The sequence below is a fragment of the Sporosarcina sp. NCCP-2222 genome (assembly GCF_023168145.1).
Classification (GTDB): Bacteria; Bacillota; Bacilli; order Bacillales_A; family Planococcaceae; genus Sporosarcina.
Genome location: NZ_BQYK01000001.1, coordinates 138,894 through 163,797, shown reverse-complemented (window position 1 = coordinate 163,797; position 24,904 = coordinate 138,894). Strand labels below are relative to the sequence as shown.

Here is a 24,904-nt window from a genome sequence, read left to right as displayed (position 1 = left end):
AAAATAAATTCTGGCACCATTAATGGTGATTGTATTGTAGAAAGTGTGTCTAGAAATACACAGACACGAATGATGACTTTGAAGTTAAGGGGGAGATAAGATGGCGAAATATTCATTTGTTACTGAACTGGCTGGGCTTATGGCAGGAACATCTGAAAAAGCCACGAATGAAGCCATCCGATATCCCGTACTCGGTACATTGGATAGTAATTTAAATTTGCATGTCGATGGATTTAGCAGACCAATACCGGAAACGGAATATGAGGTATTGGAGCCAATCGTCAACATGTTTCAGCAACCAGACGAGGAATATGATACGTTCGTGGAGGACTATCGCTTGGAGCTCCTTTTACGTCCAGGAGATCGCGTCCTATGTATTCCGATTGAAGACGGTCATACATTTGTGGTTGTAGGGCAGGTGATGTAAATGGTAAATCAACTTTATCCATCGTTTGATGCACCGGATTTAATGGCAGACGAGGAAGTGGAAACACTTCAAGATGTGTATGCCTATAAATTTGATTACGACCAAGAACGTCTGGTTGTTACAGGAACCGGCAAGGCAGTGAAAGGCGGTCCTATTGATGCATACAGGTTTTGGGCGGTCAAATGTTGTCTGACAGAGCGTTACAAATATGTTTCGTATACAGATGATTTTGGGGTTGAATTCGAGCGAATCATGGCAGCTGATTATCCTAGGCCGATCGCTGAGAGCGAAATTAAACGAACCATCACAGAAGCGCTCATGGTTGATGAAAGAACAGTCTCGGTAGGTGGTTTCTCCTTTGAATGGGAAGGTGATTCCTGTTGGATTCATTTTGATTTAGAAAGCGTGTACGGTACTGATTACGTAGAAATTAGAAGGGGCGGTGAATTGAGTGGAAGAATTCGTGCTGCCTGAGTTTTTACAAGAAACAGAAGAGGAAACCCATCAGAAAATGATACGGTGGGCGCCAGAAAATATTGATACAGCAGAAGGAGGAATGTATTGGGATCACACTCGTCCGACTGCTCGTATTAAGGATAAACTGGTTGGGTATGAACTTTCTTTGACATTGATGATGAAATTCCCGCAGTTTGCCGTGGGGCCATTTCTTGATTTGCACGGTGATCCTGTTGGCGTTTATAGAAGGCCGGCCGTATCTGCTACAGGGGAAGTTACCTTTGAAGGAGCGATAGGAACCACCATTCCAATTGGAACGATCGTTACAACAATCGGTGATGATAACGAAGATAGTTTGTTGTTTGAAGTTGTTCAAAGTGGGGTCGTTAATGATACGGGCTCAATAACATTACAAGTCAAGGCTGTTGAGCCGGGTTCTTCTGGAAACATTCCGGCAGGATCAATTCAAGGAGTTGCAAAATCAATTTCTGGTCTTTCTGCCCTTACTAACGTCTTGCCCATAGAAGGAGGAGCGGATGAAGAAGATGATGATTCTTTCCGAGAAAGAATTTTGGATAGGCATCGAAACAAGCCTTTAAGTGGTGCGAAACGAGATTATGAGAAATGGGCAAAGGAAGTACCTGGTGTTGGGGATGTTATTGTCATACCTCTTTGGGCTGGGCCAAAGACAGTGAAAGTACTAATCACTGATAATAACCGTCAATTGGCAACGCCAGAACTTATTGCTGCAGTTCAAGAGCATATCGCACCCGATGGTGATCAAGGTGGTGGCCTTGCGCCAATCGGTGCATTAGTGACCGTTGATACTATAACAACTGTCCCAATTAATTTGAGCGTATCTGTAACCTTGTCAGAGGGATATGATTTGTTAGGTGTAATTGAAAACATCAAGACGGTTTTGAATAATTACTTCGCTGATAAGTCGGTTGTTAAATGGACCGAAGTTGTCGCTGTTCTTGTAGGAACGGAAGGAATAACGGATCATAGTGGACTTCTTTTAAACGGCTCGGTTCAAAACATCGAATTAGGCATAGGAGAGCGTGCGGTTGTTGGGGAGGTCATTGCAACATGAATATAACTACGGAAACAGGACGGGCCATGTTGGAGTCTGTGACCCCGGTTTATGATAAAGACGAGCTTGCTCTTGCTGTATTTGAAGCGAATGGGCGTGTGATGGATGAGATAACAAAAGTTATAAAAAATCTCAAACATGAAATGTATCCTCAGCATGCTACTTGGACAGTTGGCTATTGGGAAAGCATGTTGGGAATAAAGACAAATAAGAACCTTTCAGATGCTGAGCGTATCCAGAAGGTTCTTTTTGAACTCAATAAATATTTCCCGATAACCAGAAACCGGATGGAGCAGATTGTTAATGTCCATGTGCAAAATCGAAATGCCAAGGTAATTGAAGACCGGGGCGAATATTCATTCACAATAGAAATTCCTTCAGAGAATGTCATCATAACTGCAGATATCCATCGAGACGTGGAAGAGGCTAAGCCTGCCCATCTTGCTTATATGATATCTATTTTGGCTGAAAGAGTAACAGGGATAATCAAGACCAAACAATACACCTTCAACGTCCCATACCCAGTCACCGGCACATTCCGCACGGCCCCAATCAACGGCATCGCATCCAAAGCAACAGCGGCAGCCGAATCCAAAACCTACGCCAATCCCGTCCCTTATCCGGTGACGGGGACGTTTGTGGCACGGGATGAGCCGTTTGTGCGGTTGGAGGGCAAAGCGGAGGATTTGAGGCTTGAGCGGGTGGATTTGTGGGAGAATCGGAATTTGTTGCTTAATAGCGGCTTTCACTCAGATTTGGTTTACTGGGCTAACTGGGGAGGGGATACAGTCAACCGTGGAGTTGTGGACGGGAAGCTAGGTAAAAAGTGGGTAAGATTGACGTCAAGTGGAGTAGGGTCTTTTAGGGGTGTCTCACAAGTAATAAACTCATTCGAGCCAAATACTGAGTATACTATTAGTTTTCTGGCATATGCAGTCACGGGTCCATCGGTGAATTTTTTGATACACCAAGCGGGCGGTGGAAACAACAATCCACAGATAGGGACAATCATAACCCCCATATCAACGGAGCCGAAAGAAATTTCATATACGTTTCGTAGTGTCGATGACACATCAAAAGGGCGATTCAACTTTATGATTGGTGGCTCATATACATCACCATTCGATATATATATAGCAGACATAAAATTCGAAAAGGGTAGTAGTTCAACGCAATGGCAACCAGCCCCCCAAGACGGCATTGTCTGGTACCATCCAGAAACCATCAAGCTCTTGGAAATCGATCTATATAAATCCGGCACCTACCTCAACAGCAAATTCACCTGGACGGAAGAAACGCCCCCAGGAACATCAGCCATCGTTGAATATAGCTTTGACAAAGTGAACTGGTCGAAGCTAACAAACGGTGGTTCTTTGCCGTTGAAAAAATACTCATCATTAGTCGGCAAGCAGCTATACATTCGGCAAGTACTCACGACTACCGATCAGCGGATCACGCCGGCCATCCGCAATTTTAAATATGTCATTAACGACAAGGAGGCGATTGTATGACACTGTCGCTACTCGAAGAAGAAACACTGAAATTTTGGGACCGGCTTATCGTCGGTGCCAAGGTCACGATAGATGGGGTTGAACGAGATTTTCCCATTCATGAATCATCCTACATCGAAGGGAATCAATTAAAAAAATTTGTCTATCTGGATACGGACAAAGGCAATGTGACGAAGGCGCGGCTGATTGATATGCATGGCCGGTCCATACAGGAAAAGAACATGGCGATTAATAAGGGGGAGCATGGCATCATGATTACCTTCTTCCTTGCCATTGAGATAAAGGAGGGTGTTGTCGGTGGCTGAACCATATGTATACGTGCCTCAGAAATGGCTAGATACAATCATCGAAATGGACGAGCAAGGAAACATCGTTTACGAGAAGGATGAGGACGGAAACATCAAGTATCTGAAGGATCACCTAGGACGTTACATTCTGGATCCATTCACGAACAAGCCGATTCCAAAACCGAAGTATTCCCAGGAGGGGACAACGCATTCAGCTGCTCGTGAAAATTACCAAGAGCAGGGAATCGAAATGGCCCATAAGCGACTGGACAGTCATGAAAATCGCATGCTACGTCTGGAAATTAATGCAGAGATTGACGGTAAGGCCCCGGGCAACTCCGGTACGTTTGCGGATCCGTTTGATGGCGATCCGGTTAAGCTGCAGCGTATAAATACATCAGCTACTATCACGACAGCCGTTTCAATCGGAGCTACTTCCTTGCCAGTCGATAACGTGACCGGGTTATTACCGTTTACACAGGTAACGGTATTCGACGGCACAAACAGCGAGGACGTTATGATTACAGCAGTTGGTTCCAATTCTATTACAGTCGAAGCTCTGAAAAAAGCATATGTAAAAGGGGCGAAGGTTGCCCGAAGCACGACACAAATTATTGATGGAAAGGTTAGCTCCGGTAAGTGGGGTACTTCTTCTATCGGTCCGGTGGAGGTGATATAACATGGCATATGAATATATAGGTAAGTGGACGGTTGGGGAGGCAAGACAGTATACGAGTGTAACCGTAACGAAATATGATATCTACAATTTCCAGATAAGTTTCGGTGGTATGTATCCTAGCATATATAATATCGGGTCTGTTCGTAACCTGGACACGCATCGTATTAGAATCACAATAAAAGCTTATGGCGTAACATTAGCCACAATTTATGCGCTAGGTGGTGGGGCGCTACCTATATCATCAGCGGGACCGTTCGAGGTAACTGTTGAGCAGGAGGCGATAAATACCGCACCATCCAAGCCAGGAGCATTCACACAACCGACTGGTGATTTAGAAATCGGTGATTCCAAAGTATTCGCGGTTGGCGCATCATCCGATGCAGAGGGCAACCTTTCAAAATACATTTGGGAGGCATCTATTAACGGTGGAGCATTCGCGAAGGTCGGAGAGTCTACAGTTCCTAGTTTCACCTATGTAATTCCGACAGCAACCTCGCTAAAAATGCGTGTTAAGGCAGTGGATGCCGGGGCGTTGGAATCGCCATATACAGAGAGTGTGGCTTATACGGTTGCGAAACCTAAGTATTATTACAACAAGTACACTACAAAAGTTACTAATACTTACAGCGAACCATCGTGGGTGGTACAAGACAGAGATATATATTATTGGCACGACTACTGGTCTTCGTATACTTTTGATAAAGCAACAGGACAATACGCCAACGCGGGCACATCATGGTATGGCAAAGTTATTGCATCCGGAAACATCGGGTACATGGTAAATGGGTCTACGTTGAATAGAATTGTTGCAACTAAAAACGGTAAACTCCACGAATCGGAGGCTGATCGATCCACTAAGTCCGGTGCGACATTAAACCAAAGTTTTTCAGCCGGTACTTTAGTTCAATCAGGCATTGTAGCTGATGATGGGGCTTATCCGGGCAATGGAAGATACTCAGATGGATATTGGTATGTGCGCGGTAGCCGTGTAAACGCATCAATTGCGCCACCGGCACCCTTTACAGTACCAGAAGCCGGCGCCATCTTGGAGCCGAAGCAAGCCCTAACCCTTACATTTGGCGCATCGACTGCTCCATCAATCAGCACATATGAAGTCCAATATCGTTACAACGAAAATCCATGGGCAGACGTAGGAACGCATACCAACGGTTTAACACGTGCCTTTACAGTGACAGAGGACAAGAGCCTCAAAACAGTCGAATTCAGGGTCCGGGCCAAGAATACGAGCAGCGTCTATTCGGATTACATTTACTCCGATGTGTATACTGTTCAGCACAATAAAATCCCGACAATTACTCTTTATACTGATAACAACAAAACGCTCTATGAAAACGATTCATTTATCATTGATGGATCTGCTCTGGAGCCTGACATTGGGGATGTGCTCATTGTCTATTACAAGTTAATAGGCGGAGTTGCAAGGGGGATTGAAACGAAGCTATCTGACGGAACGGCCATCCCATACAAGGAAACGCTAACCTTCAAATCTGGTAAATTGCATCGAGGCGACACGGCCATCACAGAAACTCTCAAAGAGGGCACGCCGTATACTTTGGAAGTGTGGGCGGAAGACAACCAAGGTGGAAAATCAGCGGTCGAGACTCGAACGTTTTTTGTCGTTCCTAACCGACCCCCTGTAGTGTCCATCGACCCGATCACAGAAGCATCCGGCCTCATTGATAGCGACAAGGTTACTATTAAAGGAATGTCAGCGGATCCGGATGGAAACGATGTGAGAGTTCAATACCGTATCAATGAAGGTACTGCCGTTCAAATTCATAGCGGCCCAGCTGGACCTTTCACATTTGACGTACCGTTGTCGAAACTCAAATTTGGCATGAACACTATTGTTGTTGAAGCTATTGATACACATGATTTTAAAGTGTCGAGAACTATACAGATTCCAAGAATCGCAAATCTAACGCCATTGGCTAAGACCACGCAGCGGTATAAAATTTACCCTCCTGCCGGTACAGCTCATGGCGTTTTAATGTGGATTTTGCGGGACTTGGCACAAGAAGTCACCGTGGAGATCAGCATGACAAATGGGGCCGAACAAGAGAAGTTTGTTCCACTTACTCTTGATACAACGGCACCGGACGGCACCGGATTAACGGAAGACTTCTTCACGTTCCGAAACGCCATGCCTGCTGAAAACATCGTCATCAAACTGACGTGGACAGGCGACAAGCCAATCATCAAATTGACGGGAGCGTTGACACAATGAGCGGACAATTAGTAAGACGTAGATTGACAGATGGGACGCATGGCCCTTTGGAGCCGGCTTTCCCCGATGTGGTGGAGGTTGAACCAGAAACGCTGATGTTTTCGGAAGCCATTGCAGGCCAGCAGGAGCAAATCGAGCAGTTGGCCACGGAAATCGAAGCATTGAAAGGGGGTGCTAAGTAATGGTATATCCTTACATGATTCCTGTTTACGCATTGTTGGTTAAGGCTGGATCACGGGAGATTGAGAGCTTGCCTGAGAGATATCAGGTTCCTGTTGCCGAGTACATGGCGGAACAGGTCGAAGCGGAGAAGTAAAACATCGTACGACATCGTTAAACCAATTATCAGTTGTTTTCTCTTAATTATTATCTAATATAAAGGGAGAAAAGGAGGTGATTATTGGTATGTCATACGATGTATTAGCCGACGATGAAGTACTTGCAACTTACAATGAAATAACGGCTCGCATTTCTGAGCATAAAACTCTATTGTATTCAGGAATAGGAGAATTTCAGAGAAATCAAGTGAAGGATAATCTGGAACAACTAAGAAACAACCGAGACAAATTAGTATCCCAAATTACAAAGCGAGATTTGGTCCATCAGGTAATTAACCCGTAGAAGAACGTCCAGCTAATAGCTGGGCGTTTTCTTGATGCGGAGTTTAAAATGTTCAGATAAACAAAAGGTTTTCCTACTTCTATGTCGAATGATGGAGATAGAGGAGGAGGAGAACTGTGGACAAAAAAGATTTAGCGACAACGAAGTCACAATTATCGATTCAGGTGATTAGAGATATATTAATTGATAATGGCTTGGTCACATACCATGAGTTTCAAGAGAGGCTACTAAAGAAGGTACAAACGAGTCCTCTATCTGAGAAAGATAAACAGACATTACGAGAAAATATTTAATTATGCAGACGTCCTTCGGGGCGTTCTTTTTATTTACCAAATTAGATGAAGGGTGAGATATATGCAAATGATTGAATGGCTATCGAGGTTTTTGGAGACGGATAATACAAAGTTGATTTACATTCTAGCACTGATCATGGGAGCGAATATCATTGATTTTACAATTGGCTGGCTCAATGCCAAGCTGAATCCGAAAATGAAGTTTTCAAGCGCAAAAGCGATTTACGGTATTGCCCGTAAGTTGCTTTTATTTATTTTGCTTGTTTATTCAATCCCTGTTGCTCTGCTAATGCCAGACCCATTGGGTATTAGTGCATTGTATGTCCTGTACATTGGATATTTGGCCAGTGAGATCAATTCGATTCTAAACCATTTTAAACTGGCCGAAGATGACAAGACGATGGATCCGTTTATTGATTTCTTTAAGGCTTTCTTAGCCAAGAAAGGTGGGAAGTGAGGTGGTTGCCCTTAACTATGAAACGAAGCATATTGCTAAGAATAAATTTAGCCGGCCAGGCTATAAGCTGCTTCCCGTTAAAGCATTCGTTCTGCATTACACGGCAAATCATGGAGGTTCAGCAGAAAATCATTTTTCCTATTTTAACAATCTGAAAGGGCGTTATGCATCAGCTCATATTTTTGTGGATCGAACCAAGTCACTAGAAATCATTCCGCTCACAGAAGTCGCTTTCCATGCCAATGAGCGTAAAGAAGGTCCATTAATTCCTTCACTGAAAGCGACAGCTGGGTATTATCCAGGAGGTAATGCTAACCTCAACACGATTGGCATTGAGATGTGTATGGAGAAAGACGGTACGATTCATCCAGATACGATAGCACGGACAATCCTGGTCATTCAAAAGCTGCAGAAGCAATTCGGCGTGCTGCCGATCTATCGTCATTACGATATTACTGGCAAGAGATGCCCGGCACCTTTTGTATCGGATGAAAAGCTATGGAAGAAGTTTTTGGTTGATGTGAAAAAGGAGGATAACGAATTGAAATTCTCTAGTGGTACACTAAAAAAGGAATGGGAAACTTTTCTCGGTAGCAAGGCGCAGCGCGAAATTGCAGTGAAAGCCGCAGTCGAAGCAGGGTACTCTGCAAATTGGATTAAAAATTTCGAAGAGGGTAAAGCAGAAAATGGGGATGTAGCTGCCCTTGCTATTGGCGCCCTAATTAGAGCTAATAAGTAATAATTTGATGCACTGCATTTAATTTAATAAGATGAACCCACATCGAAAGATGACTGTAAAAGGCGCTATGTCTTTGGTGTAGCGCCTTTTTTAACTAATTATTTTTACTAATTCACTTTTCTAGCATTGATAAAACACAATCAACATCACACCATTCGTAAGTCAACTCATTTAATACCACTCCACCAATTTTTATTTGTTTTGTTCTATGCAACGTAGCTCCATAATGCTCATAAAAATAACGTGTGTTATTCTCTTCAAGAACATCTACATATGCATTTTTTATCCCCAATTGCTTGAAATGAATAAAAAGCTGTTTTAGTAATCTCTTACCAATACCTTTTCCTTGATAGTGATCAAGTAAGTAAATAGACGTTATGTCGCTAGAAAAAGGAACAGAATTGGTCTCTCTTTTCCAACAATCTGCAAAACCAACAATCTCCCCATCAGCATTTTCTGCTACAGTAATATAATTATCTTTCCTTATCACATTTTGAGTCCACAATTTTGTCCTTTGTTCATATGAAAGCTTGTTCAAAAAGTCATCTGGGATAATGTCTTTGTATGTTGTTTTCCAACTATCGACATGAACTTTTGCTATGCCCTTCACATCACTTATAACTGCTTTTCTTATTCTCATAAAATCCGTATCCTCCTTATTGCTTTAAATATAAGTTCAACAAATAGTTCGGTTACACCTTTAATAATTGTGTTTATTTTTAATTATCTTTGATGCAACAGCGGTTAAGTCATCAGCTACATATAACGGAACAGTCTGTCCTTCAACAGATTGGGTATTATTTCCATTTACATACGAACAAACATTCCCTATAATGGTTGCAAGGAGGGAACAAGTGTGCGTAAAACATTAGATAAATCGGTAAGATATGGCGAGGAACTGTATATGATGTATATGGCAGCGGATGGAACGATCAGCAGGCGGCGAATAAAAGTACTACAAGTAGGAGAGGTGTCGTTTCGAGCGTATTGTTATTTGAGAAAATCTAAGCGAACGTTCTCCATAGAGAGTGTTCTTGCACTGGTTCCTGTAATCGACAGAGAGAGAAGGGCAATTTAATGAAGATAAAAGGAGATATTAGGGACCGCGGAAACATAAAATGGACTGCTATGATGTTGCCGGAACACATTGCTCAATTGCGTGACTGGCAGGCAGAGGACGGTCGTAAAGAACGGCCGGAGTTGAATGAATGGGATCTAGCAGCTTTGCAAGAGGAACTCGAACTGGCATTCAAACGTAAGTGCCAAGCGCGAATCCATACTTGGAAAGACGGCCGAATTATTCCTCACCGTGGTATAGTAGAGCAAATTGACATACATAATCAAGCAATCATTCTGGCTGATCCATTTGGGGATGTGAATATTTCCATTGAAGAGATTATATCAGTCCAGTCAGTGGATTAACTATTTCATATATCTTAATCTTGTGGACATCCAATCCTTTCCATACTATGATTGTAGTCAAATAGGTATAGGAGGTAAGGATTTGAAAAGACTTTTTTTATATTTACTAGCCATTGCATTGGTAGTCGGATTGGTTCCAGTATCAACAGATGCTGCTCCCAAGGAAATGAAAGTTCATTTTATTAATGTCGGCCAAGGAGATTCTATACTAATCCAAGCACCTGACGGCAAAAATATTCTTGTAGATGGTGGTCCTAAATCGGCAGGTAAACATGTTGTAGACTTCCTGAAATCAAAAGGTGTTAAAAAAATTGATTATGTAGTAGCGACACATCCGGATGCTGATCACATCGGCGGCCTGATAGAAGTCTTAAACAAGTTAACTGTTACAAACTTTGTTAACAGCGGTAGAGAGCATACTACTCAAACATATTTTGAATTGTTAACGTTAGTCGACAATAAAAATATTAACTATGTCGAACCGGAAAAAGCCGAAATCTTATTAGGAGACTTCACTTCTGATTTTTATCTGCAAGTACTATATGTAGATCCATTAGCGAAAGATAGCAATGATGCTTCTATTGTTATTAGAACCGGATATAAAAAAGTGGATTTCATGTTAATGGCTGATGCAAGCGTAGAAATCGAGAATTATCTTATGGATTCGTATGATAATATCACTGCAGACGTTTTGAAAATGGGGCATCATGGTTCAAATACAAGTAGTTCAGCAAGGTTTATAAGCAATGTTAAACCAAGTATTGGGATCTTGTCCTACGGCAGAAATAACAGTTATGGTCATCCCCACGCTGCAATTGAAGCTCGTTTGAAAAAAGTTGGTGCAAAAACATATAAAACCGCAGTTGACTGTGATATTACTGTAACTACTGATGGAGTGAAAAAATCTGTCTCCAATAGTTGTACAAAGCCAGCTGCTAAGCCTGTATCTCCTAAGCCGGCAAAGCCAGCACCTAAACCTGTGACAAAACCTTCACCAGCTCCGGTGCTTCAAACAAACTTTAAAAATTGTACGGAACTTAGAAAGGTGTATCCAGGTGGAGTTGAAATTGGACATCCAGCATATCAGTCTAAAATGGATCGCGATAAAGACGGGTGGGCGTGCGAGTAATGACAAAAAAATATACGCTTGATCGTATTGAAGAATCGGTTTATGTGTTTGTAGAATCCCCGGAAGAAGAGAAACAACTATTAATTCCTGTTAATAAATATAATGGCTCTCTAACAGAAGGGGACATCGTATTGATTGAAGACGATATAATTATTGAAGTGCTAGATCAGGAAACGAAAGAAATGAAAACTAAAGTCAATAGTCTTATGGAGAAGCTCAGAAATAAAAACAAATAACAAACAGCCGCAGACTCGAGTGAGTAGGCGGCTGTTTTCTTATCTACAATACACGGTTATATTATAGAAAGTTTTTTTGCAATGTGGTTTTTTATTCAGGAATCACAATTTTAATGAATCAGTCGTGATTTTTTTAGAGGTCAACCACATAGAAAATCACAGAAACGGAATTCCACTGAAAGGCACAGCAAATAAATCAATCTTCAAACCGCGTAAGTCAGCTCTTTGGAAATGAAATTTGATGGTCTGAAAATGACGGAAAAAGGTGTTTTAAATGATGATCGTTCTATTAATCATCTCTGTTTTAGTGCTTATCGCCCTTCCAAACGTTACGAAACACTCGCGTTCCATCGATGAAAAAGGATGCGATGCGTATGTCAAAATGGTACAGGGACAAGTACAAGCCTATAAGATGGACAAGAAGGAGTTTCCAACCTTGGACTCCTTGAAGGAACAAGGGTATGTAACCGGAGACCTCCAATGCCCGGACGGCAGGAAATTGAACATTTCTTCTGAAGGCGAAGTAAAGCCAGATCCTCTGCCCGGACACGCAGGGGATGCAGATGCAGAGTAAGGAAGCGGGCTTCACTTTTTTGGAACTTCTGCTGGTGCTGAGCATCGTCGGTATTCTGACGGTGCTCGCCCTTCCTTTTAGTGAAAAGTGGTTGTCTGGCCGGGCCGAGGAAGAGGCTCTGCAGGCGTTCATTGCCTCGGTTTATAAGATGCAGGCGCATTCCTTGGCGAGTGGATATCCGACTGAATTGACTTTGAAAAATAATGGTGCCACTTACATTATCTCATCCAACATCGAAGGGGAGATGGATCGGATCGATTTTCCCCCTGGCATGCGCATTAGCAGTACGGGGGCCATGCGGCGTCTTGAATTCAATGGGAATGGGCAAATTCGGGAGACGGGAACGATAACATTGAATTTGTCGAAGCGAACGGTTGAGCTGCGCTTCCAATTACAGTATGGGAGGATCATATTATATGAACGATAAAGGATATTCTTGGCCGGAAGCGTTGCTTGTTCTGCTTCTAACAACAATCATCTTCGGGTCACTGCTGCCGTTCGCAACGAACATGACGGTGGAATTAGGGGAGAAGAAGAAATCCATGCTGGCGGCCAGGACGGCATTCCAGGGAGCAATCATCCATTCTGCCTATGGCACATTGTCGGGAGTTGAGGAAGTAGAAAAAACGCCTTTTGAGTGGAGCATCCATGGCACGTCTATATGTGTCAGCTATTTGAGTAAGGGTGAGGATATCATCTCATGTTACGGCTCCTAAAGAGGGAATCGGGTTATACCTTATTGGATTCTTTATTTCAATTGATCATAGCATTCACTTTTTTGCATTTGCTCGTCCTGTTCTTTTATTGGAAGCAGACGATTGAGCAGCATTATGGGACTGCTGCGTCGACGGAATGGGAACTTTTCACAGCGGAACTGCAAACATCGCTCGCTCACGTTGAATCAATCAGTTTGTCTGCTGACGGTCAGGCTTTGATGTATGTAAACGAAAGAGGCGTGCAAACGATTAGCCTAAGCGGGACGGTCATCCGTAGAACAGTAGACTTCCAAGGCCATATCCCGCTTTTCACCAACATTCGTTCCCTCCAATTTAGCCTTGAAGAGGAGATGGTCCGGTTGACGATTGTTACGTTGGATGAAAAAATAAAGGAAAGGAGATTTGCGATTGGGCTATTTCCGGAATGAGAAAGGCTCCCTGTTCGCGGCTGCATTAATTTTATTATTTTTTGTCAGCCTCTTTCTTTTTACCCTCGTTTCGTGGCATAGTAATTTATATAAAACTTACGATTCTCTTGAACAATACTACGAAAAGGAATTGATCAAGACATTAAATAGGGTGGATGAATATGAAGAAAGTCTACTTGGTCGGATACATGGGTAGTGGTAAAAGTGCCATTGGCAAACGATTAAGCAATATGGTTGATATGCCTTTTTTCGACATGGATGCGGAAATCGTCAACGATACAGGGATGACGATTCCGCAAATATTTGAGACTTATGGTGAAGAGCGATTCCGAGAGATGGAGACAGACTTCTTGCGGCGCTTTCCGGATCAGTATTGCATTATTGCAACAGGCGGAGGTGTAGCGATGAGAGAGGAGAACCGGCGTATTATGAGGGACACAGGACTGGTCTTCTTCCTAAATGCGCCGTTCTATGAAATATGGCGACGTATCTCAACGGATAAAAATCGTCCCATCGTCCAGCGCTCAACCCGTCAAGAACTGGAAAGCCTGTATTTCAAGCGCAAGCCGCATTATTTAAAGAGCGCTCATTTTAGAGTGGAGACAGCGGGCCGCTCCATTTATGAAATAGCCGACTACATAGCGTTTCAGATTGGCAGACTGAAGGAACACGAGGAATGAGCGGGAAATATTGATAGGCAATTTAAATTCTTTTTTGTGTTGGTTTCGATGGGGAGTCTTTAAAACACGAACGTTTATAAAAGAAATATATTAAACGTTCGTGAAAAATACGTGATGCTAAAAATGATTGCGTATGCAGATGTGAAATGTTAAGATATAAGGCAATAGGGTACTGATTCGTCGGAATCTTACACATTTTGTGCAAGCAATTGAATATCGCGGATGACTGAGCGGGGAGAGCACGTATTAGGCGTCGCCGAAGGAGCAAATAACGAAAGTTATGAATCTCTCAGGTAAAAAGACCCGTTCATGACGCATCTCTGGAGAGCGCCGATTCGATCGGCCACCAACGAGGAAAGCCGCAAGGTCAAACTTTCAGGTACACGGACAGAGGTTCCTTTTCCATAGGGGACTTCTGTCTTTTTTCGTGGGCAGCGGGCTGGCAATTGTCAGCGCGATCGCCTTGCTGCATATTGCTTGCACAACCGAACATCGGGAGAACCGATTTGTTCGGAGCTCTACTTTACTATTAGACTAGGGGGAAATTGGCATGGTTGAATCGTTGAAACGCACGGCCCTTTTCGATGCGTATTCGGAATATGGAGGCAAAACGATTGATTTTGGAGGCTGGGAGCTGCCAGTTCAATTCTCTGGAATCAAAGCCGAACATGAAGCGGTGCGAACGCAAGCCGGTCTGTTTGATGTGTCCCATATGGGAGAGGTTTTTGTCTCGGGAGAAGGGGCGCTTGCATTTCTGCAGAAACTTGTAACAAATGATGTCTCCAAGTTGAAGGACGGGCAAGCCCAGTATACAGCGATGTGTTATGAAAATGGCGGTACAGTGGATGATCTCCTAATTTATAAAAGAGGAGAGAACGATTATCTTTTAGTCGTCAATGCGTCCAATATCGATAAAGATGTGGAATGGATGAAAAAGCATGCCACAGAGGATGTCCTAATAGAGGATAAATCAAATGAGTTTGGTTTGTTGGCTCTTCAAGGACCAAAAGCACAAGAGGTCCTTCAGAAGTTGACTGACCAGCCATTGGAAGAAATTAAGTTTTTCCGCTTCAAGGAAGGGGTAAACGTGGCGGGACATGAGGTGCTCGTCTCGAGAACCGGTTATACAGGGGAAGATGGATTTGAACTGTACGGTTCGCCAGACACAGTAGTCGCGTTATGGTCGGCTGTTCTTGAAGCAGGAAAAGAGGAAGGGGTTCTCCCGGCAGGTTTAGGAGCTCGTGATACATTGCGTTTTGAAGCCGGACTTCCTCTCTATGGACAAGAGTTATCCAAAGATATTTCTCCACTCGAAGCGGGACTTGGGTTTGTCGTCAAACTCAATAAAGAATCCGACTTCCTTGGCAAAGAGGCGTTAGCTTCCCAGAAGGAACAAGGTGTTCCTAGAAAACTAGTCGGCATTGAAATGATTGACAAAGGGATTCCGCGCACTGGTTACAAAGTGTTTGTTGGAGACGAGGAAATTGGAGAAGTGACGACTGGCACACAGTCACCGACTTTAAAAAAGAACATCGGGTTCGCCCTTGTTCAATCGTCACAGGCAGAAGTCGGAAATGAAGTCGAAGTCGAAATCCGTTCGAAACGTCTGAAAGCGGTTGTCATCGCAACACCATTTTATAAACGATAATGAAATGAAGAGGGGATTTGTGGATATGAAGCATCGTTATATTCCGATGACGGAAACGGACCGCGATGAAATGCTAGCGGCCATCGGCATCGCAACTGTGGATGAATTGTTTGAAGATATTCCAGAAAAAGTACGATTTAAAGGTGAATTAGACATTAAACCGGCAAAATCGGAAACGGCTCTGATGAAAGAACTGTCACATTTGGCAAGCAAAAATGCTGATTCCCGCCACTATACATCGTTTCTTGGTGCCGGTGTCTATGATCATTATAAACCGATCATTGTCGACCATGTAATTTCCCGTTCTGAGTTCTATACTGCCTATACGCCGTATCAGCCGGAGATTTCTCAAGGTGAGCTACAGGCGATCTTTGAATTCCAGACAATGATCTGTGAATTGACAGGCATGGATCTCGCTAACTCTTCTATGTATGACGGTGGAACTGCGCTTGCAGAAGCAGGAACGCTTGCGGCTGGCCATACCCGCCGTAAAAAGCTGCTTGTTTCCGAAACAGTCCATCCGGAGTCAAGGGATGTAGTGCAAGCTTATGCAGCTGGCCAATTCATTGAAGTCGTCACCATTCCACACAAAGATGGTGTTACGGACATGGAGAAGTTAGAACAGTTAATCGATGGTGATACTGCAGCGGTCCTAGTCCAATATCCAAACTTCTTCGGCCAAGTAGAAGATATCGAGAGTGTCGGAAAAATTATACATGATCAAGGCGGACTATTCATTGTGTCGTCCAACCCACTTGCGCTTGGCGTCTTGACGCCTCCTGGCAAACTTGGTGCGGATATTACAGTAGGCGATGCCCAGCCGTTCGGCATTCCAGAACAATTCGGCGGGCCGCACTGCGGATATTTTGCTACAACAACAAAGCTAATGAGAAAAGTGCCTGGACGTCTTGTTGGAGAGACGACAGATGAAGATGGAAGAAGAGGTTATGTTCTTACGCTTCAAGCGCGTGAGCAACATATCCGCCGCGATAAAGCGACGTCTAATATTTGCTCAAACCAAGCACTGAATGCTCTTGCAGCATCTGTTGCGATGACAGCACTTGGAAAAGTGGGCGTCAAGGAGATGGCATATCAAAACATTGCCAAAACAAGATATGCAAAAGAGGCATTCGAGAAAGCGGGCTTTGATGTTAAATTTGGCAACGTCCACTTTAACGAAATCGTAGTGGATGTGAAAAAGCCGGTAGCTGAAGTGAACGAGCAGTTATTCCATAAAGGAATGATTGGCGGCTATGACCTTAGTTCCACATATCCAGAACTCGCGAATCACACATTGATCGCTGTGACAGAACAACGGACAAAAGAAGAAATTGATGCGCTCGTGCAGGAAATGGAGGCCCTTCATGCGTAATGAAAATCAACCGCTGATTTTTGAAATATCAAAAGAGGGACGGATTGGCTATAGCCTCCCTGAATTGGATGTACCGGAAGTCGATTTGACAAACTTGTTGCCTGAAACTTATATCCGCTCTGAAGAGGCAGAACTGCCAGAAGTCTCCGAGCTTGATATTATGCGACACTATACTGCGCTCTCTAATCGGAATCACGGCGTGGATACTGGATTCTATCCGCTTGGATCTTGTACGATGAAGTACAATCCGAAAATTAACGAAGCGGTGGCGCGTTTATCTGGTTTTGCGAATATCCATCCGTTGCAGGATGAAGCTACTGTTCAAGGCGCTATGGAAATCATGTATGACTTGCAGGAACATCTTTCTGAAATTACAGGTATGGACGAAGTGACACTTCAGCCAGCTGCTGGTGCACATGGTGAATGGACTGCGCTCATGATGATCCGTGCATTCCACGAGTCAAATGGCGATTTCAACCGGACAAAAGTACTTGTGCCTGATTCTGCTCATGGCACAAACCCTGCTTCCGCAACGGTGGCAGGATTCGATACAATTACAGTGAAGTCAAATGACAACGGCCTGGTCGATATCGAGGATCTGAAATCCAAAGTCGGTCCTGACACAGCTGCCCTCATGCTGACGAATCCGAATACCCTTGGACTCTTTGAAGAGGATATTCTGAAAATGGCTGAAATCGTTCATGGTGTCGGCGGAAAACTGTACTACGATGGTGCAAACTTGAACGCCGTTATGGCGAAAGCACGCCCTGGAGATATGGGCTTTGACGCTGTTCATTTAAATTTGCATAAGACATTTACAGGCCCGCATGGCGGCGGTGGACCGGGCTCTGGCCCAGTCGGCGTGAAAGCGGATTTGGCTCCGTTCTTGCCGAAGCCAGTTCTCGTCAAAGAAGGGGACAGCTATACATTCGAGTATGACCGTCCGCAATCAATCGGCCGTGTGAAACCGTTCTACGGAAACTTCGGCATCTACTTGCGTGCCTACACTTATATCCGCTCTATGGGGCCGGATGGGTTGAAGGCAGTGACGGAATATGCGGTATTGAATGCGAACTATATGATGCGAAGATTGGAGCCGTATTTCGATCTGCCATATCCGCAGCATTGCAAGCATGAATTTGTTCTTTCGGGACGCCGTCAAAAGAAACTCGGTGTGCGTACACTTGATATGGCAAAACGCCTGCTTGATTTCGGTTTCCATCCGCCGACAATCTACTTCCCGCTTAATGTAGAGGAAGGCATGATGATTGAACCGACTGAGACTGAATCGAAAGAAACGCTTGATTCCTTCATCGATGCAATGATCCAAATTGCCAAGGAAGTAGAAGAAACGCCGGAAATTGTCCAAGAGGCGCCTCATACAACAGTCGTCAACCGTTTGGACGAAACAAAAGCAGCACGTCATCCGGTGCTTCGTTTTAAGAAAAAAGAAGAGGAACTGGTTAACGCCTAACCTGCTTCGCATGATAGCTGCACGTCAAATGTTTGTACCAAGCAAACATTTGACGTGCAGTTTTTTTGTGTTGCTTGTTCCTGAAGGTTTATTTAAAAATCTGCCGATAATGAAATATGGAACTGTCGGCTGTTTAGCTTTAGGTAGACTGGATGCCTGCTAGGAGGCGCGAGGAAGCTCGAACGCGGCTTGCAACCCGTCTGGACGGGTTATTGTCATGGATTCTAAGGAGGCTGTCAGGAGGGATACAGGCATGGGGGAATTTATTGCAATAGAAAAAGTTCCTCCCGAAGGAAGAACTTTGCCATCATTTACTTCTAACTTTGCCTGTCCACGTACGGAATCCGCCTTGGAGGTGGAAGAGCTGTGTATACTCTTTCTTTTTCAAGAAAAGAGCGGCTCTTGCACTTTTGCCGCCGTTTTGATCGTACAAGTAGACGGGCTTATCCGCACGGATTTCTTTATAACGCTGCCGGAACTGGGAGTATGGGATATTTCTCGCTCCGAGAATATGGCCCGCTTCAAACTCCTTCGGTTCCCGCACATCGATAAGCTGAGCTTTCCGGTATCCGTTGATAAAATCCTCTTGCGTCAAGTTTGTGACCGCTTTTCGCAGGCGTAACATCGTGATAACGATGTAGAGGATGAGGAGAAGGACGACCGCCCCTAAGATATATAAATCCACTTCGATTTTCCCCTTTCTTTCTATAAGTCCATTATAAAGATTAAGTAGCACATGTTCAATGAGAATGATAAAATGAAATTCGTTGTAATGAATCGGTAAGCATAAAAGAATAATTCGCCGACCTGGACAAGGGATGCCGCTGCGTATAAAGCATGGGCATTTTTCCACTTCTAGGTCGGCAACATTGTTGATTGGAAGGGGAATCGGTATGGAAAAAGAGGTTTGGCATTTCATTAATTCCGGAAAGTGTTCGCCATCTTTTAATATGGCGCTCGATGAAGCGCTTCTTGATTGGCATAGCAAAGGGGAGATTGGACCGGTTCTGCGTTTTTATGAATGGCAGCCTGCCACCTTGTCAATTGGATATTTTCAGCGCGTGGAAAAAGAAATTGATATGGAAGCCGTAGAGAGGCATAATCTTGGCTTCGTCAGACGGCCGACAGGCGGAAGGGGCGTCCTCCACGAACATGAACTGACCTACAGTGTCATCGTAAGGGAAGATTATGAAGACATGCCTGAGACAGTGACAGAAGCTTACCGGGTTATCTCGGGCGGCCTGTTGGAGGGATTCCGGAATCTTGGACTGCAAGCTGAGTTTTCTGTACCGGTTACTGAGGAGCAGAATGAACGGCTGCGTAAACCGAAAAGTGCAGTATGCTTTGACGCACCAAGCTGGTATGAGCTCGTTGTGGAAGGCAAGAAGGTGGCAGGAAGCGCCCAGACCCGTCAAAAAGGCGTCATTCTGCAACACGGCGCGATCTTACTCAGCTTGGATGAGGATAAGCTTGTCTCGCTATTTAAATTTGAGTCGGAAGAGGCGCGGGAGCGTATGCGAAAAGGATTGCCGGAAAAGGCGGTTGCCATTGACCGGCTGACAAATCGTCCGATCTCAGTAGAAGAGTGCATACCAGCCTTTGCAACAGGGTTTGAGAAGGCGCTTGATATGACGCTTATACCGCTAGAATTAACGGATGAACAACTGGAGTATGTCAAGGAGATCGAACGAACGAAATATTTGGCGGATTCCTGGACCTATCGAAAGTAAAAATCGGACTTTCGTTTCATTTTTTTTCGACGAATACCGACGTTATCGGTTTTCTAGTTGTGAGAATATTTTTCTCCGTTGAACGTAGTTTCAAGATGTAGTAGATTAGGTTATATACATAATACAACATGTTGTGTTTTTATGGATTAATTCGAAGGAGGACGCAAGCATGGTCATTGTTTCAAAGCACGACGAGCCGAAATTGGACAAGGCACAGTTGAACGCGGATATTGCGAAATTCCCGCAAGTCCACCCGATCACGGACGATATGAAAATCGAGCATAGCGGTGTTTCGCGGCTTGTCATGATAGATAGATATTCTTTCAAGGATACTGAAAAGAAAACGTTAAAAGTGGGTGACTTTGTTGTCCTCACAGTGAAGGAAGACCCGAAATTTCCAGCGCGGGGCTTAGGTTTTGTCGTGGGCTTGGATAAAAAATCGGGCAAGGCGGATATTTGGATTGAAAGTGAGTACCGTTCTTCAATCGATGACCCAGAAGAACAGGAGAAGGGCATTGTGACACGTCCATTGGATGTCATCGAGAAGCCTTTGGAAGTGTTTTATGAGCAGATTGCCAAACGAAATGCAACAGGACTGGCATCGGTTGAAAAAACGGAAGAACAGCGGAAGTCATCTTTCGATATGTTCTACAAACAATTGTCCAAGTTGAATTTTGTACCTGCTGGGCGTGTTCTTTATGGTGCGGGCTCCGATACAGAAGTTACCTTTTTCAATTGCTATGTTATGCCGTTTGTGGCAGATTCCCGTGAAGGAATCTCGGATCATCGGAAACAAGTAATGGAAATCATGAGCCGCGGCGGCGGGGTCGGGACGAATGGATCAACGCTTCGACCGCGCAATACACTAGCTCGGGGAGTGAACGGGAAATCTTCCGGTTCTGTCTCTTGGCTGGACGATATAGCAAAATTGACGCATTTGGTGGAGCAGGGCGGTTCAAGACGCGGTGCTCAAATGATCATGCTTGCTGATTGGCATCCGGATATTTGCGAGTTTATTATCTCGAAAATGCAAAATCCACGAATCCTCCGTTATCTTCTGGAAAATACGGAAGAAGAATTAATCAAAAAGCTGGCGAACGAGAAGTTGAAGTTTAAGCCGCTGACAGCACAAGAGGAAGCGATGTACCAAGGAATCTTGAACTATCGGACAATCCCTGGCATGGGCGGCTTCAATGAAGCGATCTTGCGTGATGCGGAGATGAAGCTTCGTGATGGCGGTACGTATACGGTTCATAATCCTGAATTTTTAACAGGTGCCAATATCTCCGTAACATTGACAGATGATTTCATGAAAGCTGTTGAGGAAGATGCAGATTTTGAACTGCGCTTCCCGGCTGTGGAAAATTATTCCGCTGAAGAAATGGAAATGTACAATGAGGAGTGGCACAAGGTCGGAGATGTCCGGGAATGGGAAAGGCTAGGCCATGAAGTGCGTGTCTACCGGACGATCAAAGCCCGTGCTCTCTGGGATTTAATCAATATTTGTGCGACATATTCCGCAGAACCTGGCATCTTCTTTATTGACAATGCCAACAAAGAAACGAACGCAAAAGCCTATGGCCAACAGGTTGTCGCAACAAACCCATGCGGGGAACAGCCTCTTGCACCATACTCTGTATGCAACTTGGCTGCGGTCAACTTGGCGGAAATGACAGATAAAGAAACAAAAACAGTTGACTATGAAAAATTAAAAGAGACAGTACGTGTCGGCGTCCGCATGCAGGACAACGTCATCGACTCCACTCCTTACTTCTTGGAAGAAAATAAAGTCCAAGCCTTAGGAGAGCGCCGTGTCGGCCTCGGTGTCATGGGTCTTGCTGATTTGTTAATTTATTGCGAAAAGGAATACGGTTCTCCTGAAGGCAATGAGCTGGTCGATAAAGTGTTTGAAACGATTGCGACGACTGCGTATCGTGAATCCATCGAATTGGCCAAAGAGAAGGGGAGCTTCCCATTCTTGATTGGGAAAGATGAGATGGAAACAAAAGCGTTGCGTGAAGCGTATATTTCAACTGGCTTTATGAAGAAGATGCCGGAAGATATTCGTCAATCCGTGCTGGAACATGGTATCCGGAACTCGCATTTGCTGACAGTGGCACCAACGGGATCTACGGGCACCATGGTCGGAGTATCGACCGGACTGGAGCCATATTTCTCCTTCACGTACTATCGCAGTGGGCGTCTCGGAAAATTCATCGAAGTGAAAGCGAACATAGTGGAAGAATATTTGAAAAAGAATCCGGAAGCAGATCCGGATCACTTGCCAAATTGGTTCGTTTCTTCCATGAGCCTTTCTCCAGAAGCGCATGCTGATGTTCAGTGCATCATCCAGCGCTGGATCGACAGCTCCATCTCCAAAACAGTGAATGCACCTAGAGGATACAGCGTGAAGCAAGTGGAGAGCGTTTATGAGCGTCTTTATAAAGGCGGAGCAAAGGGTGGTACGGTATACGTCGATGGCAGCCGGGATTCCCAGGTGCTCACGCTGAAAGCGGAAGAGAACGTTATGGAAACAACTCCGATGGAAGAGGAAATCGTTGAGCAGCGAAAAGTCGTCCTCATTAACACAATCCAAGATTTGCGTTCTACTAACGTCACGATCGGTTCAGAAGTCGGGGACACATGCCCGGTTTGCCGACAAGGGACAGTAGAAGAAATCGGTGGATGCAACACATGCACAAATTGTAACGCACAATTGAAATGCGGTTTGTAAAATAGCATAAATCAGGTGGAGAAAAACGAATGGTTTTTCTTCACCTGATTTTTTTATTTGATCAAAAGGTTACGAGCGGTTCCCCAGAGGATACGCGGGGGTTGAGGAGAGAATTGAGCGGTTCGCGAGATATATGAGCGGTAGAAGGGGAGATTCGAGAGAATGAAAAATTATACGAGCGGTTGTGGGAGATAAACGAGCGGTTGGCGGAAGTATGCAAAAGAAAGTATAAGAGAAATAAGCAACACAATCCCAGCGCTCGCAGCCAGCACTACCTTTCTGCTGAATCAAGAAATTCCCTCGTATTCATCAACAAAAAAACTGCAGGTTCCCTTTTCGGGTAAACCTGCAGCTTCATTAATTTGCTTGAATTACGGAAGATGAAGAAGAATCTGCAACCGGCTGGACGACTTCCACGTTTTCGATGCCATGTTCTTCAATATCGAGCAGTCTGTTGAAAGAAGCGATGGCGACTTCTACTTGGTCGTCTTCCGGTTCTTTCGTTGTTAGCAATTGCAGCCATAATCCCGGATAGCCTAAATATTTTAGGACCGGAATATTCCGTAATGAGTTGGTGAACTGCAATACTTCAAACGACACGCCAAGGACAACGGGGATCAATAAAATTCGATTGACAATCCGTAGCCATAATGGATCGGTTGGGACAAGGAAGTAAATAAACATACCGACGATAACGGTGAATAATAAAAAGCTGCTGCCGCATCGGTAATGGAGCCGCGACTGGGCTTGTACGTTTTCAACCGTTAATGGCAGCCCGTTTTCATATGCATTGATGACTTTGTGCTCCGCTCCGTGGTATTTGAACACACGTTTAATGAGAGGAGTCATGGAAATTAACGAAACGTAACCGAGAAGCAGGACTAATTTAAAGAAACTCTCCAGCAATATTTGGGCAGTCTTGCCTGATGCTATGGATTCGAACAACTGCGCCAAGAAGACCGGTACGAGTGTGAATGCAAATTTCCCGAATAAGAACGATAGGACACCAACTGCGGCGACCCCAAGGATCATTGTAAGTTTGGATGTTTCCTCCGGTGCTTGTTCGACTTCCTCGCCAGGCATCACATCATACCGTTCACTGGCGAAAGTCAAATGTCGTGAACCGATTCCCGCTGACTCAATCAAAGCGACGATGCCGCGGATAAAAGGAATTTTTTTTAGTTTTTGCGCGAGTGGCTTCTGTTTTTTCGGCAGATAAAAATAATCAAGGGAACTATCTTTCCTGCGAATTGCTGTTACAGTATGATCACGGCTGCCGAACATGACACCCTCTATCAAGGCTTGGCCACCGTACGCAGGTGCTTGCTTTTTGCTCATAGGACTCCCCACACCTTCTTCTTAATTGACAGGTACACTGATTTAGAACTTGTCCCGCCTTTAATTATTTCTCTATTGTACTAAAAATGCGTCAAGGACTCCACAGAATAGGTTTAAAATTTCTTGATTGTCCCGACACTTTCTATTAGGAGGGATGCTTAATGAAAACAAAAACAATGATTTGGACAGCTTTTGTCGCTTCAGTAGGCATGTTAGTCGCATTGCGTGGCCTGCGCTTTTTTCATTTTATCGAGTGGTCGCCTATCGGGTGGGCAGACCGTTGGGAACTGTTTGGTTCCTCTAGCGCCATTTGGAAGTGGACGCTGTTATTTATTTTGTTATTTATCGTTACAATCATTTTCTATTACTTGATTTCCTTAACAAGTTCGATTCCGCCCACCCTTACTTCGCTTATTGTCAGCATCATCCTAGCACTTGCTATTGAATGGAGCATTCTCGTACCTACGACATTGATGGAAGGGTTCCGTTCCATTTCTTATCCTTTTTTGGCGATTGTGGCAGTGGCCATCCGTTTTATCACAGGGACTGCGGTCTTTATGAAGAAACTTCCGAAAGAAGCAACGAAATAGGTTGCGACAATGGAACGATATG

At 44.3% G+C, this 24,904-nt stretch carries 30 protein-coding genes and 1 riboswitch; of the genes, 27 read left to right on the top strand and 3 right to left on the bottom strand.

The genetic code is table 11. The annotated features are described in order from the left end of the window. Nucleotides 1-100 precede the first annotated feature (100 nt). The 12 genes from NCCP2222_RS00915 to NCCP2222_RS00865 all read left to right on the top strand — a co-directional run bounded on the left by NCCP2222_RS00915 (nucleotide 101) and on the right by NCCP2222_RS00865 (nucleotide 8,811). The gene (locus NCCP2222_RS00915) at nucleotides 101-427 is read left to right on the top strand and encodes a hypothetical protein (RefSeq protein WP_248508745.1); all 327 of its coding nucleotides are present in this window, start codon (nucleotides 101-103) and stop codon (nucleotides 425-427) included. Continuing rightward, nucleotides 428-901, top strand: a complete 474-nt coding sequence (locus NCCP2222_RS00910) for a DUF2634 domain-containing protein (protein WP_248508744.1) — start codon at nucleotides 428-430, stop codon at nucleotides 899-901. It abuts the gene before it with no gap. Further along, nucleotides 879-1,976 carry a baseplate J/gp47 family protein gene (locus tag NCCP2222_RS00905; protein WP_248508743.1) on the top strand — a complete coding sequence of 366 codons (1,098 nt, stop codon included), beginning with the start codon at nucleotides 879-881 and terminating at the stop codon, nucleotides 1,974-1,976. The genes NCCP2222_RS00910 and NCCP2222_RS00905 overlap by 23 nt, the downstream gene beginning before the upstream one ends. Nucleotides 1,977-2,005: 29 nt before the next feature. After that, entirely contained in the window at nucleotides 2,006-3,487 is a 1,482-nt protein-coding gene (locus tag NCCP2222_RS00900) for a putative phage tail protein (protein WP_282570623.1), read from the top strand. After that, nucleotides 3,484-3,792 carry a hypothetical protein gene (locus NCCP2222_RS00895; protein ID WP_248508742.1) on the top strand — a complete coding sequence of 103 codons (309 nt, stop codon included), beginning with the start codon at nucleotides 3,484-3,486 and terminating at the stop codon, nucleotides 3,790-3,792. The genes NCCP2222_RS00900 and NCCP2222_RS00895 overlap by 4 nt, the downstream gene beginning before the upstream one ends. Continuing rightward, entirely contained in the window at nucleotides 3,785-4,453 is a 669-nt protein-coding gene (locus NCCP2222_RS00890; RefSeq protein WP_248508741.1) for a hypothetical protein, read from the top strand. Before NCCP2222_RS00895 ends, NCCP2222_RS00890 begins: the two co-directional genes overlap by 8 nt. 1 nt (nucleotide 4,454) lies before the next feature. Continuing rightward, nucleotides 4,455-6,701 (top strand): hypothetical protein, encoded by a 2,247-nt coding sequence (locus NCCP2222_RS00885; protein WP_248508740.1) that lies wholly within the window; start codon nucleotides 4,455-4,457, stop codon nucleotides 6,699-6,701. Beyond that, nucleotides 6,698-6,883, top strand: a complete 186-nt coding sequence (locus tag NCCP2222_RS00880; protein ID WP_248508739.1) for a hypothetical protein — start codon at nucleotides 6,698-6,700, stop codon at nucleotides 6,881-6,883. Before NCCP2222_RS00885 ends, NCCP2222_RS00880 begins: the two co-directional genes overlap by 4 nt. After that, a complete protein-coding gene (locus NCCP2222_RS20695; RefSeq protein ID WP_282570622.1) occupies nucleotides 6,883-7,017 on the top strand; it encodes a CD1375 family protein in 135 nt (44 codons plus the stop codon). The genes NCCP2222_RS00880 and NCCP2222_RS20695 overlap by 1 nt, the downstream gene beginning before the upstream one ends. Before the next feature lie 421 nt (nucleotides 7,018-7,438). Further along, the gene (locus NCCP2222_RS00875; RefSeq protein WP_248508738.1) at nucleotides 7,439-7,615 is read left to right on the top strand and encodes a hypothetical protein; all 177 of its coding nucleotides are present in this window, start codon (nucleotides 7,439-7,441) and stop codon (nucleotides 7,613-7,615) included. Nucleotides 7,616-7,676: 61 nt separating this feature from the next. Beyond that, a complete protein-coding gene (locus tag NCCP2222_RS00870; protein WP_248508734.1) occupies nucleotides 7,677-8,072 on the top strand; it encodes a phage holin family protein in 396 nt (131 codons plus the stop codon). Between the two features lies 1 nt (nucleotide 8,073). Further along, nucleotides 8,074-8,811: a peptidoglycan recognition protein family protein gene (locus NCCP2222_RS00865; RefSeq protein WP_248508733.1), complete on the top strand. Its 738-nt coding sequence runs from the start codon at nucleotides 8,074-8,076 to the stop codon at nucleotides 8,809-8,811. 112 nt (nucleotides 8,812-8,923) lie between these two features. On the opposite strand, the gene NCCP2222_RS00860 is transcribed toward NCCP2222_RS00865, so the two are convergent. Next, nucleotides 8,924-9,451, bottom strand: a complete 528-nt coding sequence (locus NCCP2222_RS00860; protein WP_248508732.1) for a GNAT family N-acetyltransferase — start codon at nucleotides 9,449-9,451, stop codon at nucleotides 8,924-8,926. A gap of 216 nt (nucleotides 9,452-9,667) precedes the next feature. On the opposite strand from NCCP2222_RS00860, the gene NCCP2222_RS00855 reads away from it, so the two are divergent. The 12 genes from NCCP2222_RS00855 (at nucleotide 9,668) to gcvPB (ending at nucleotide 18,490) form a co-directional block, all read left to right on the top strand. Beyond that, nucleotides 9,668-9,889: a transcriptional regulator gene (locus NCCP2222_RS00855; RefSeq protein ID WP_248508731.1), complete on the top strand. Its 222-nt coding sequence runs from the start codon at nucleotides 9,668-9,670 to the stop codon at nucleotides 9,887-9,889. After that, nucleotides 9,889-10,233, top strand: a complete 345-nt coding sequence (locus tag NCCP2222_RS00850) for a YolD-like family protein (protein WP_248508730.1) — start codon at nucleotides 9,889-9,891, stop codon at nucleotides 10,231-10,233. The genes NCCP2222_RS00855 and NCCP2222_RS00850 overlap by 1 nt, the downstream gene beginning before the upstream one ends. An 82-nt stretch (nucleotides 10,234-10,315) precedes the next feature. Beyond that, the gene (locus NCCP2222_RS00845; protein WP_248508729.1) at nucleotides 10,316-11,362 is read left to right on the top strand and encodes an MBL fold metallo-hydrolase; all 1,047 of its coding nucleotides are present in this window, start codon (nucleotides 10,316-10,318) and stop codon (nucleotides 11,360-11,362) included. Continuing rightward, complete coding sequence (locus tag NCCP2222_RS00840; RefSeq protein ID WP_248508727.1) at nucleotides 11,362-11,598, top strand: DUF3006 domain-containing protein; 237 nt, start codon at nucleotides 11,362-11,364, stop codon at nucleotides 11,596-11,598. Before NCCP2222_RS00845 ends, NCCP2222_RS00840 begins: the two co-directional genes overlap by 1 nt. Before the next feature lie 274 nt (nucleotides 11,599-11,872). Beyond that, a complete protein-coding gene (comGC, locus tag NCCP2222_RS00835; RefSeq protein WP_248508725.1) occupies nucleotides 11,873-12,172 on the top strand; it encodes a competence type IV pilus major pilin ComGC in 300 nt (99 codons plus the stop codon). After that, nucleotides 12,162-12,599, top strand: coding sequence for a type II secretion system protein (locus NCCP2222_RS00830; protein ID WP_248508723.1), 438 nt, complete (start codon nucleotides 12,162-12,164; stop codon nucleotides 12,597-12,599). The genes comGC and NCCP2222_RS00830 overlap by 11 nt, the downstream gene beginning before the upstream one ends. Beyond that, nucleotides 12,589-12,888 (top strand): hypothetical protein, encoded by a 300-nt coding sequence (locus NCCP2222_RS00825; RefSeq protein ID WP_248508721.1) that lies wholly within the window; start codon nucleotides 12,589-12,591, stop codon nucleotides 12,886-12,888. Before NCCP2222_RS00830 ends, NCCP2222_RS00825 begins: the two co-directional genes overlap by 11 nt. Continuing rightward, nucleotides 12,873-13,316: a competence type IV pilus minor pilin ComGF gene (gene comGF, locus NCCP2222_RS00820; protein ID WP_248508719.1), complete on the top strand. Its 444-nt coding sequence runs from the start codon at nucleotides 12,873-12,875 to the stop codon at nucleotides 13,314-13,316. Before NCCP2222_RS00825 ends, comGF begins: the two co-directional genes overlap by 16 nt. Before the next feature lie 161 nt (nucleotides 13,317-13,477). Beyond that, nucleotides 13,478-13,996 (top strand): shikimate kinase, encoded by a 519-nt coding sequence (locus NCCP2222_RS00815; RefSeq protein ID WP_248508717.1) that lies wholly within the window; start codon nucleotides 13,478-13,480, stop codon nucleotides 13,994-13,996. Between the two features lie 222 nt (nucleotides 13,997-14,218). Then, a riboswitch (glycine riboswitch) is annotated at nucleotides 14,219-14,311 on the top strand. Between the two features lie 235 nt (nucleotides 14,312-14,546). Beyond that, on the top strand, nucleotides 14,547-15,644 hold the full coding sequence (gene gcvT / locus NCCP2222_RS00810; protein ID WP_248508715.1) for a glycine cleavage system aminomethyltransferase GcvT: 1,098 nt from the start codon (nucleotides 14,547-14,549) through the stop codon (nucleotides 15,642-15,644). A 25-nt stretch (nucleotides 15,645-15,669) separates the two neighbouring features. Further along, nucleotides 15,670-17,016: an aminomethyl-transferring glycine dehydrogenase subunit GcvPA gene (gene gcvPA, locus NCCP2222_RS00805; RefSeq protein WP_248508713.1), complete on the top strand. Its 1,347-nt coding sequence runs from the start codon at nucleotides 15,670-15,672 to the stop codon at nucleotides 17,014-17,016. Then, the gene (gene gcvPB / locus NCCP2222_RS00800) at nucleotides 17,009-18,490 is read left to right on the top strand and encodes an aminomethyl-transferring glycine dehydrogenase subunit GcvPB (RefSeq protein ID WP_248508711.1); all 1,482 of its coding nucleotides are present in this window, start codon (nucleotides 17,009-17,011) and stop codon (nucleotides 18,488-18,490) included. Before gcvPA ends, gcvPB begins: the two co-directional genes overlap by 8 nt. A 307-nt stretch (nucleotides 18,491-18,797) precedes the next feature. Here the strand turns inward: gcvPB and NCCP2222_RS00795 are convergent, their stop codons facing one another. Beyond that, nucleotides 18,798-19,115, bottom strand: coding sequence for a rhodanese-like domain-containing protein (locus tag NCCP2222_RS00795; protein WP_375709153.1), 318 nt, complete (start codon nucleotides 19,113-19,115; stop codon nucleotides 18,798-18,800). Between the two features lie 268 nt (nucleotides 19,116-19,383). Between NCCP2222_RS00795 and NCCP2222_RS00790 the strand changes: the two genes are divergently transcribed. Together NCCP2222_RS00790 and NCCP2222_RS00785 are read left to right on the top strand one after the other, a co-directional pair. Then, a complete protein-coding gene (locus NCCP2222_RS00790; RefSeq protein WP_248508709.1) occupies nucleotides 19,384-20,220 on the top strand; it encodes a lipoate--protein ligase family protein in 837 nt (278 codons plus the stop codon). Nucleotides 20,221-20,389: 169 nt separating this feature from the next. Then, nucleotides 20,390-22,954 (top strand): vitamin B12-dependent ribonucleotide reductase, encoded by a 2,565-nt coding sequence (locus NCCP2222_RS00785; protein ID WP_248508707.1) that lies wholly within the window; start codon nucleotides 20,390-20,392, stop codon nucleotides 22,952-22,954. Between the two features lie 357 nt (nucleotides 22,955-23,311). On the opposite strand, the gene NCCP2222_RS00780 is transcribed toward NCCP2222_RS00785, so the two are convergent. Continuing rightward, nucleotides 23,312-24,292, bottom strand: a complete 981-nt coding sequence (locus NCCP2222_RS00780) for a DUF1385 domain-containing protein (RefSeq protein ID WP_248508705.1) — start codon at nucleotides 24,290-24,292, stop codon at nucleotides 23,312-23,314. Nucleotides 24,293-24,453: 161 nt separating this feature from the next. Here NCCP2222_RS00780 and NCCP2222_RS00775 point away from each other — a divergent pair, with 161 nt between their 5' ends. Further along, on the top strand, nucleotides 24,454-24,882 hold the full coding sequence (locus NCCP2222_RS00775; RefSeq protein WP_248508703.1) for a hypothetical protein: 429 nt from the start codon (nucleotides 24,454-24,456) through the stop codon (nucleotides 24,880-24,882). Nucleotides 24,883-24,904: the final 22 nt, after the last annotated feature.

Excerpts from the sequence above, each read along its gene's own strand:
- NCCP2222_RS00915 (WP_248508745.1), top strand. The coding sequence starts at position 101 with ATGGCGAAATATTCATTTGTTACTGAACTGGCTGGGCTTATGGCAGGA.
- NCCP2222_RS00910 (WP_248508744.1), top strand. The coding sequence starts at position 428 with ATGGTAAATCAACTTTATCCATCGTTTGATGCACCGGATTTAATGGCA.
- NCCP2222_RS00895 (WP_248508742.1), top strand. The coding sequence starts at position 3,484 with ATGACACTGTCGCTACTCGAAGAAGAAACACTGAAATTTTGGGACCGG.
- NCCP2222_RS00885 (WP_248508740.1), top strand. The coding sequence starts at position 4,455 with ATGGCATATGAATATATAGGTAAGTGGACGGTTGGGGAGGCAAGACAG.
- NCCP2222_RS00880 (WP_248508739.1), top strand. The coding sequence starts at position 6,698 with ATGAGCGGACAATTAGTAAGACGTAGATTGACAGATGGGACGCATGGC.
- NCCP2222_RS20695 (WP_282570622.1), top strand. The coding sequence starts at position 6,883 with ATGGTATATCCTTACATGATTCCTGTTTACGCATTGTTGGTTAAGGCT.
- NCCP2222_RS00870 (WP_248508734.1), top strand. The coding sequence starts at position 7,677 with ATGCAAATGATTGAATGGCTATCGAGGTTTTTGGAGACGGATAATACA.
- NCCP2222_RS00860 (WP_248508732.1), bottom strand. The coding sequence starts at position 9,451 with ATGAGAATAAGAAAAGCAGTTATAAGTGATGTGAAGGGCATAGCAAAA.
- NCCP2222_RS00850 (WP_248508730.1), top strand. The coding sequence starts at position 9,889 with ATGAAGATAAAAGGAGATATTAGGGACCGCGGAAACATAAAATGGACT.
- NCCP2222_RS00840 (WP_248508727.1), top strand. The coding sequence starts at position 11,362 with ATGACAAAAAAATATACGCTTGATCGTATTGAAGAATCGGTTTATGTG.
- comGC (WP_248508725.1), top strand. The coding sequence starts at position 11,873 with ATGATGATCGTTCTATTAATCATCTCTGTTTTAGTGCTTATCGCCCTT.
- NCCP2222_RS00830 (WP_248508723.1), top strand. The coding sequence starts at position 12,162 with ATGCAGAGTAAGGAAGCGGGCTTCACTTTTTTGGAACTTCTGCTGGTG.
- NCCP2222_RS00825 (WP_248508721.1), top strand. The coding sequence starts at position 12,589 with ATGAACGATAAAGGATATTCTTGGCCGGAAGCGTTGCTTGTTCTGCTT.
- comGF (WP_248508719.1), top strand. The coding sequence starts at position 12,873 with ATGTTACGGCTCCTAAAGAGGGAATCGGGTTATACCTTATTGGATTCT.
- NCCP2222_RS00815 (WP_248508717.1), top strand. The coding sequence starts at position 13,478 with ATGAAGAAAGTCTACTTGGTCGGATACATGGGTAGTGGTAAAAGTGCC.
- gcvT (WP_248508715.1), top strand. The coding sequence starts at position 14,547 with ATGGTTGAATCGTTGAAACGCACGGCCCTTTTCGATGCGTATTCGGAA.
- gcvPA (WP_248508713.1), top strand. The coding sequence starts at position 15,670 with ATGAAGCATCGTTATATTCCGATGACGGAAACGGACCGCGATGAAATG.
- gcvPB (WP_248508711.1), top strand. The coding sequence starts at position 17,009 with ATGCGTAATGAAAATCAACCGCTGATTTTTGAAATATCAAAAGAGGGA.
- NCCP2222_RS00795 (WP_375709153.1), bottom strand. The coding sequence starts at position 19,115 with ATGTTACGCCTGCGAAAAGCGGTCACAAACTTGACGCAAGAGGATTTT.
- NCCP2222_RS00790 (WP_248508709.1), top strand. The coding sequence starts at position 19,384 with ATGGAAAAAGAGGTTTGGCATTTCATTAATTCCGGAAAGTGTTCGCCA.
- NCCP2222_RS00785 (WP_248508707.1), top strand. The coding sequence starts at position 20,390 with ATGGTCATTGTTTCAAAGCACGACGAGCCGAAATTGGACAAGGCACAG.
- NCCP2222_RS00780 (WP_248508705.1), bottom strand. The coding sequence starts at position 24,292 with ATGAGCAAAAAGCAAGCACCTGCGTACGGTGGCCAAGCCTTGATAGAG.
- NCCP2222_RS00775 (WP_248508703.1), top strand. The coding sequence starts at position 24,454 with ATGAAAACAAAAACAATGATTTGGACAGCTTTTGTCGCTTCAGTAGGC.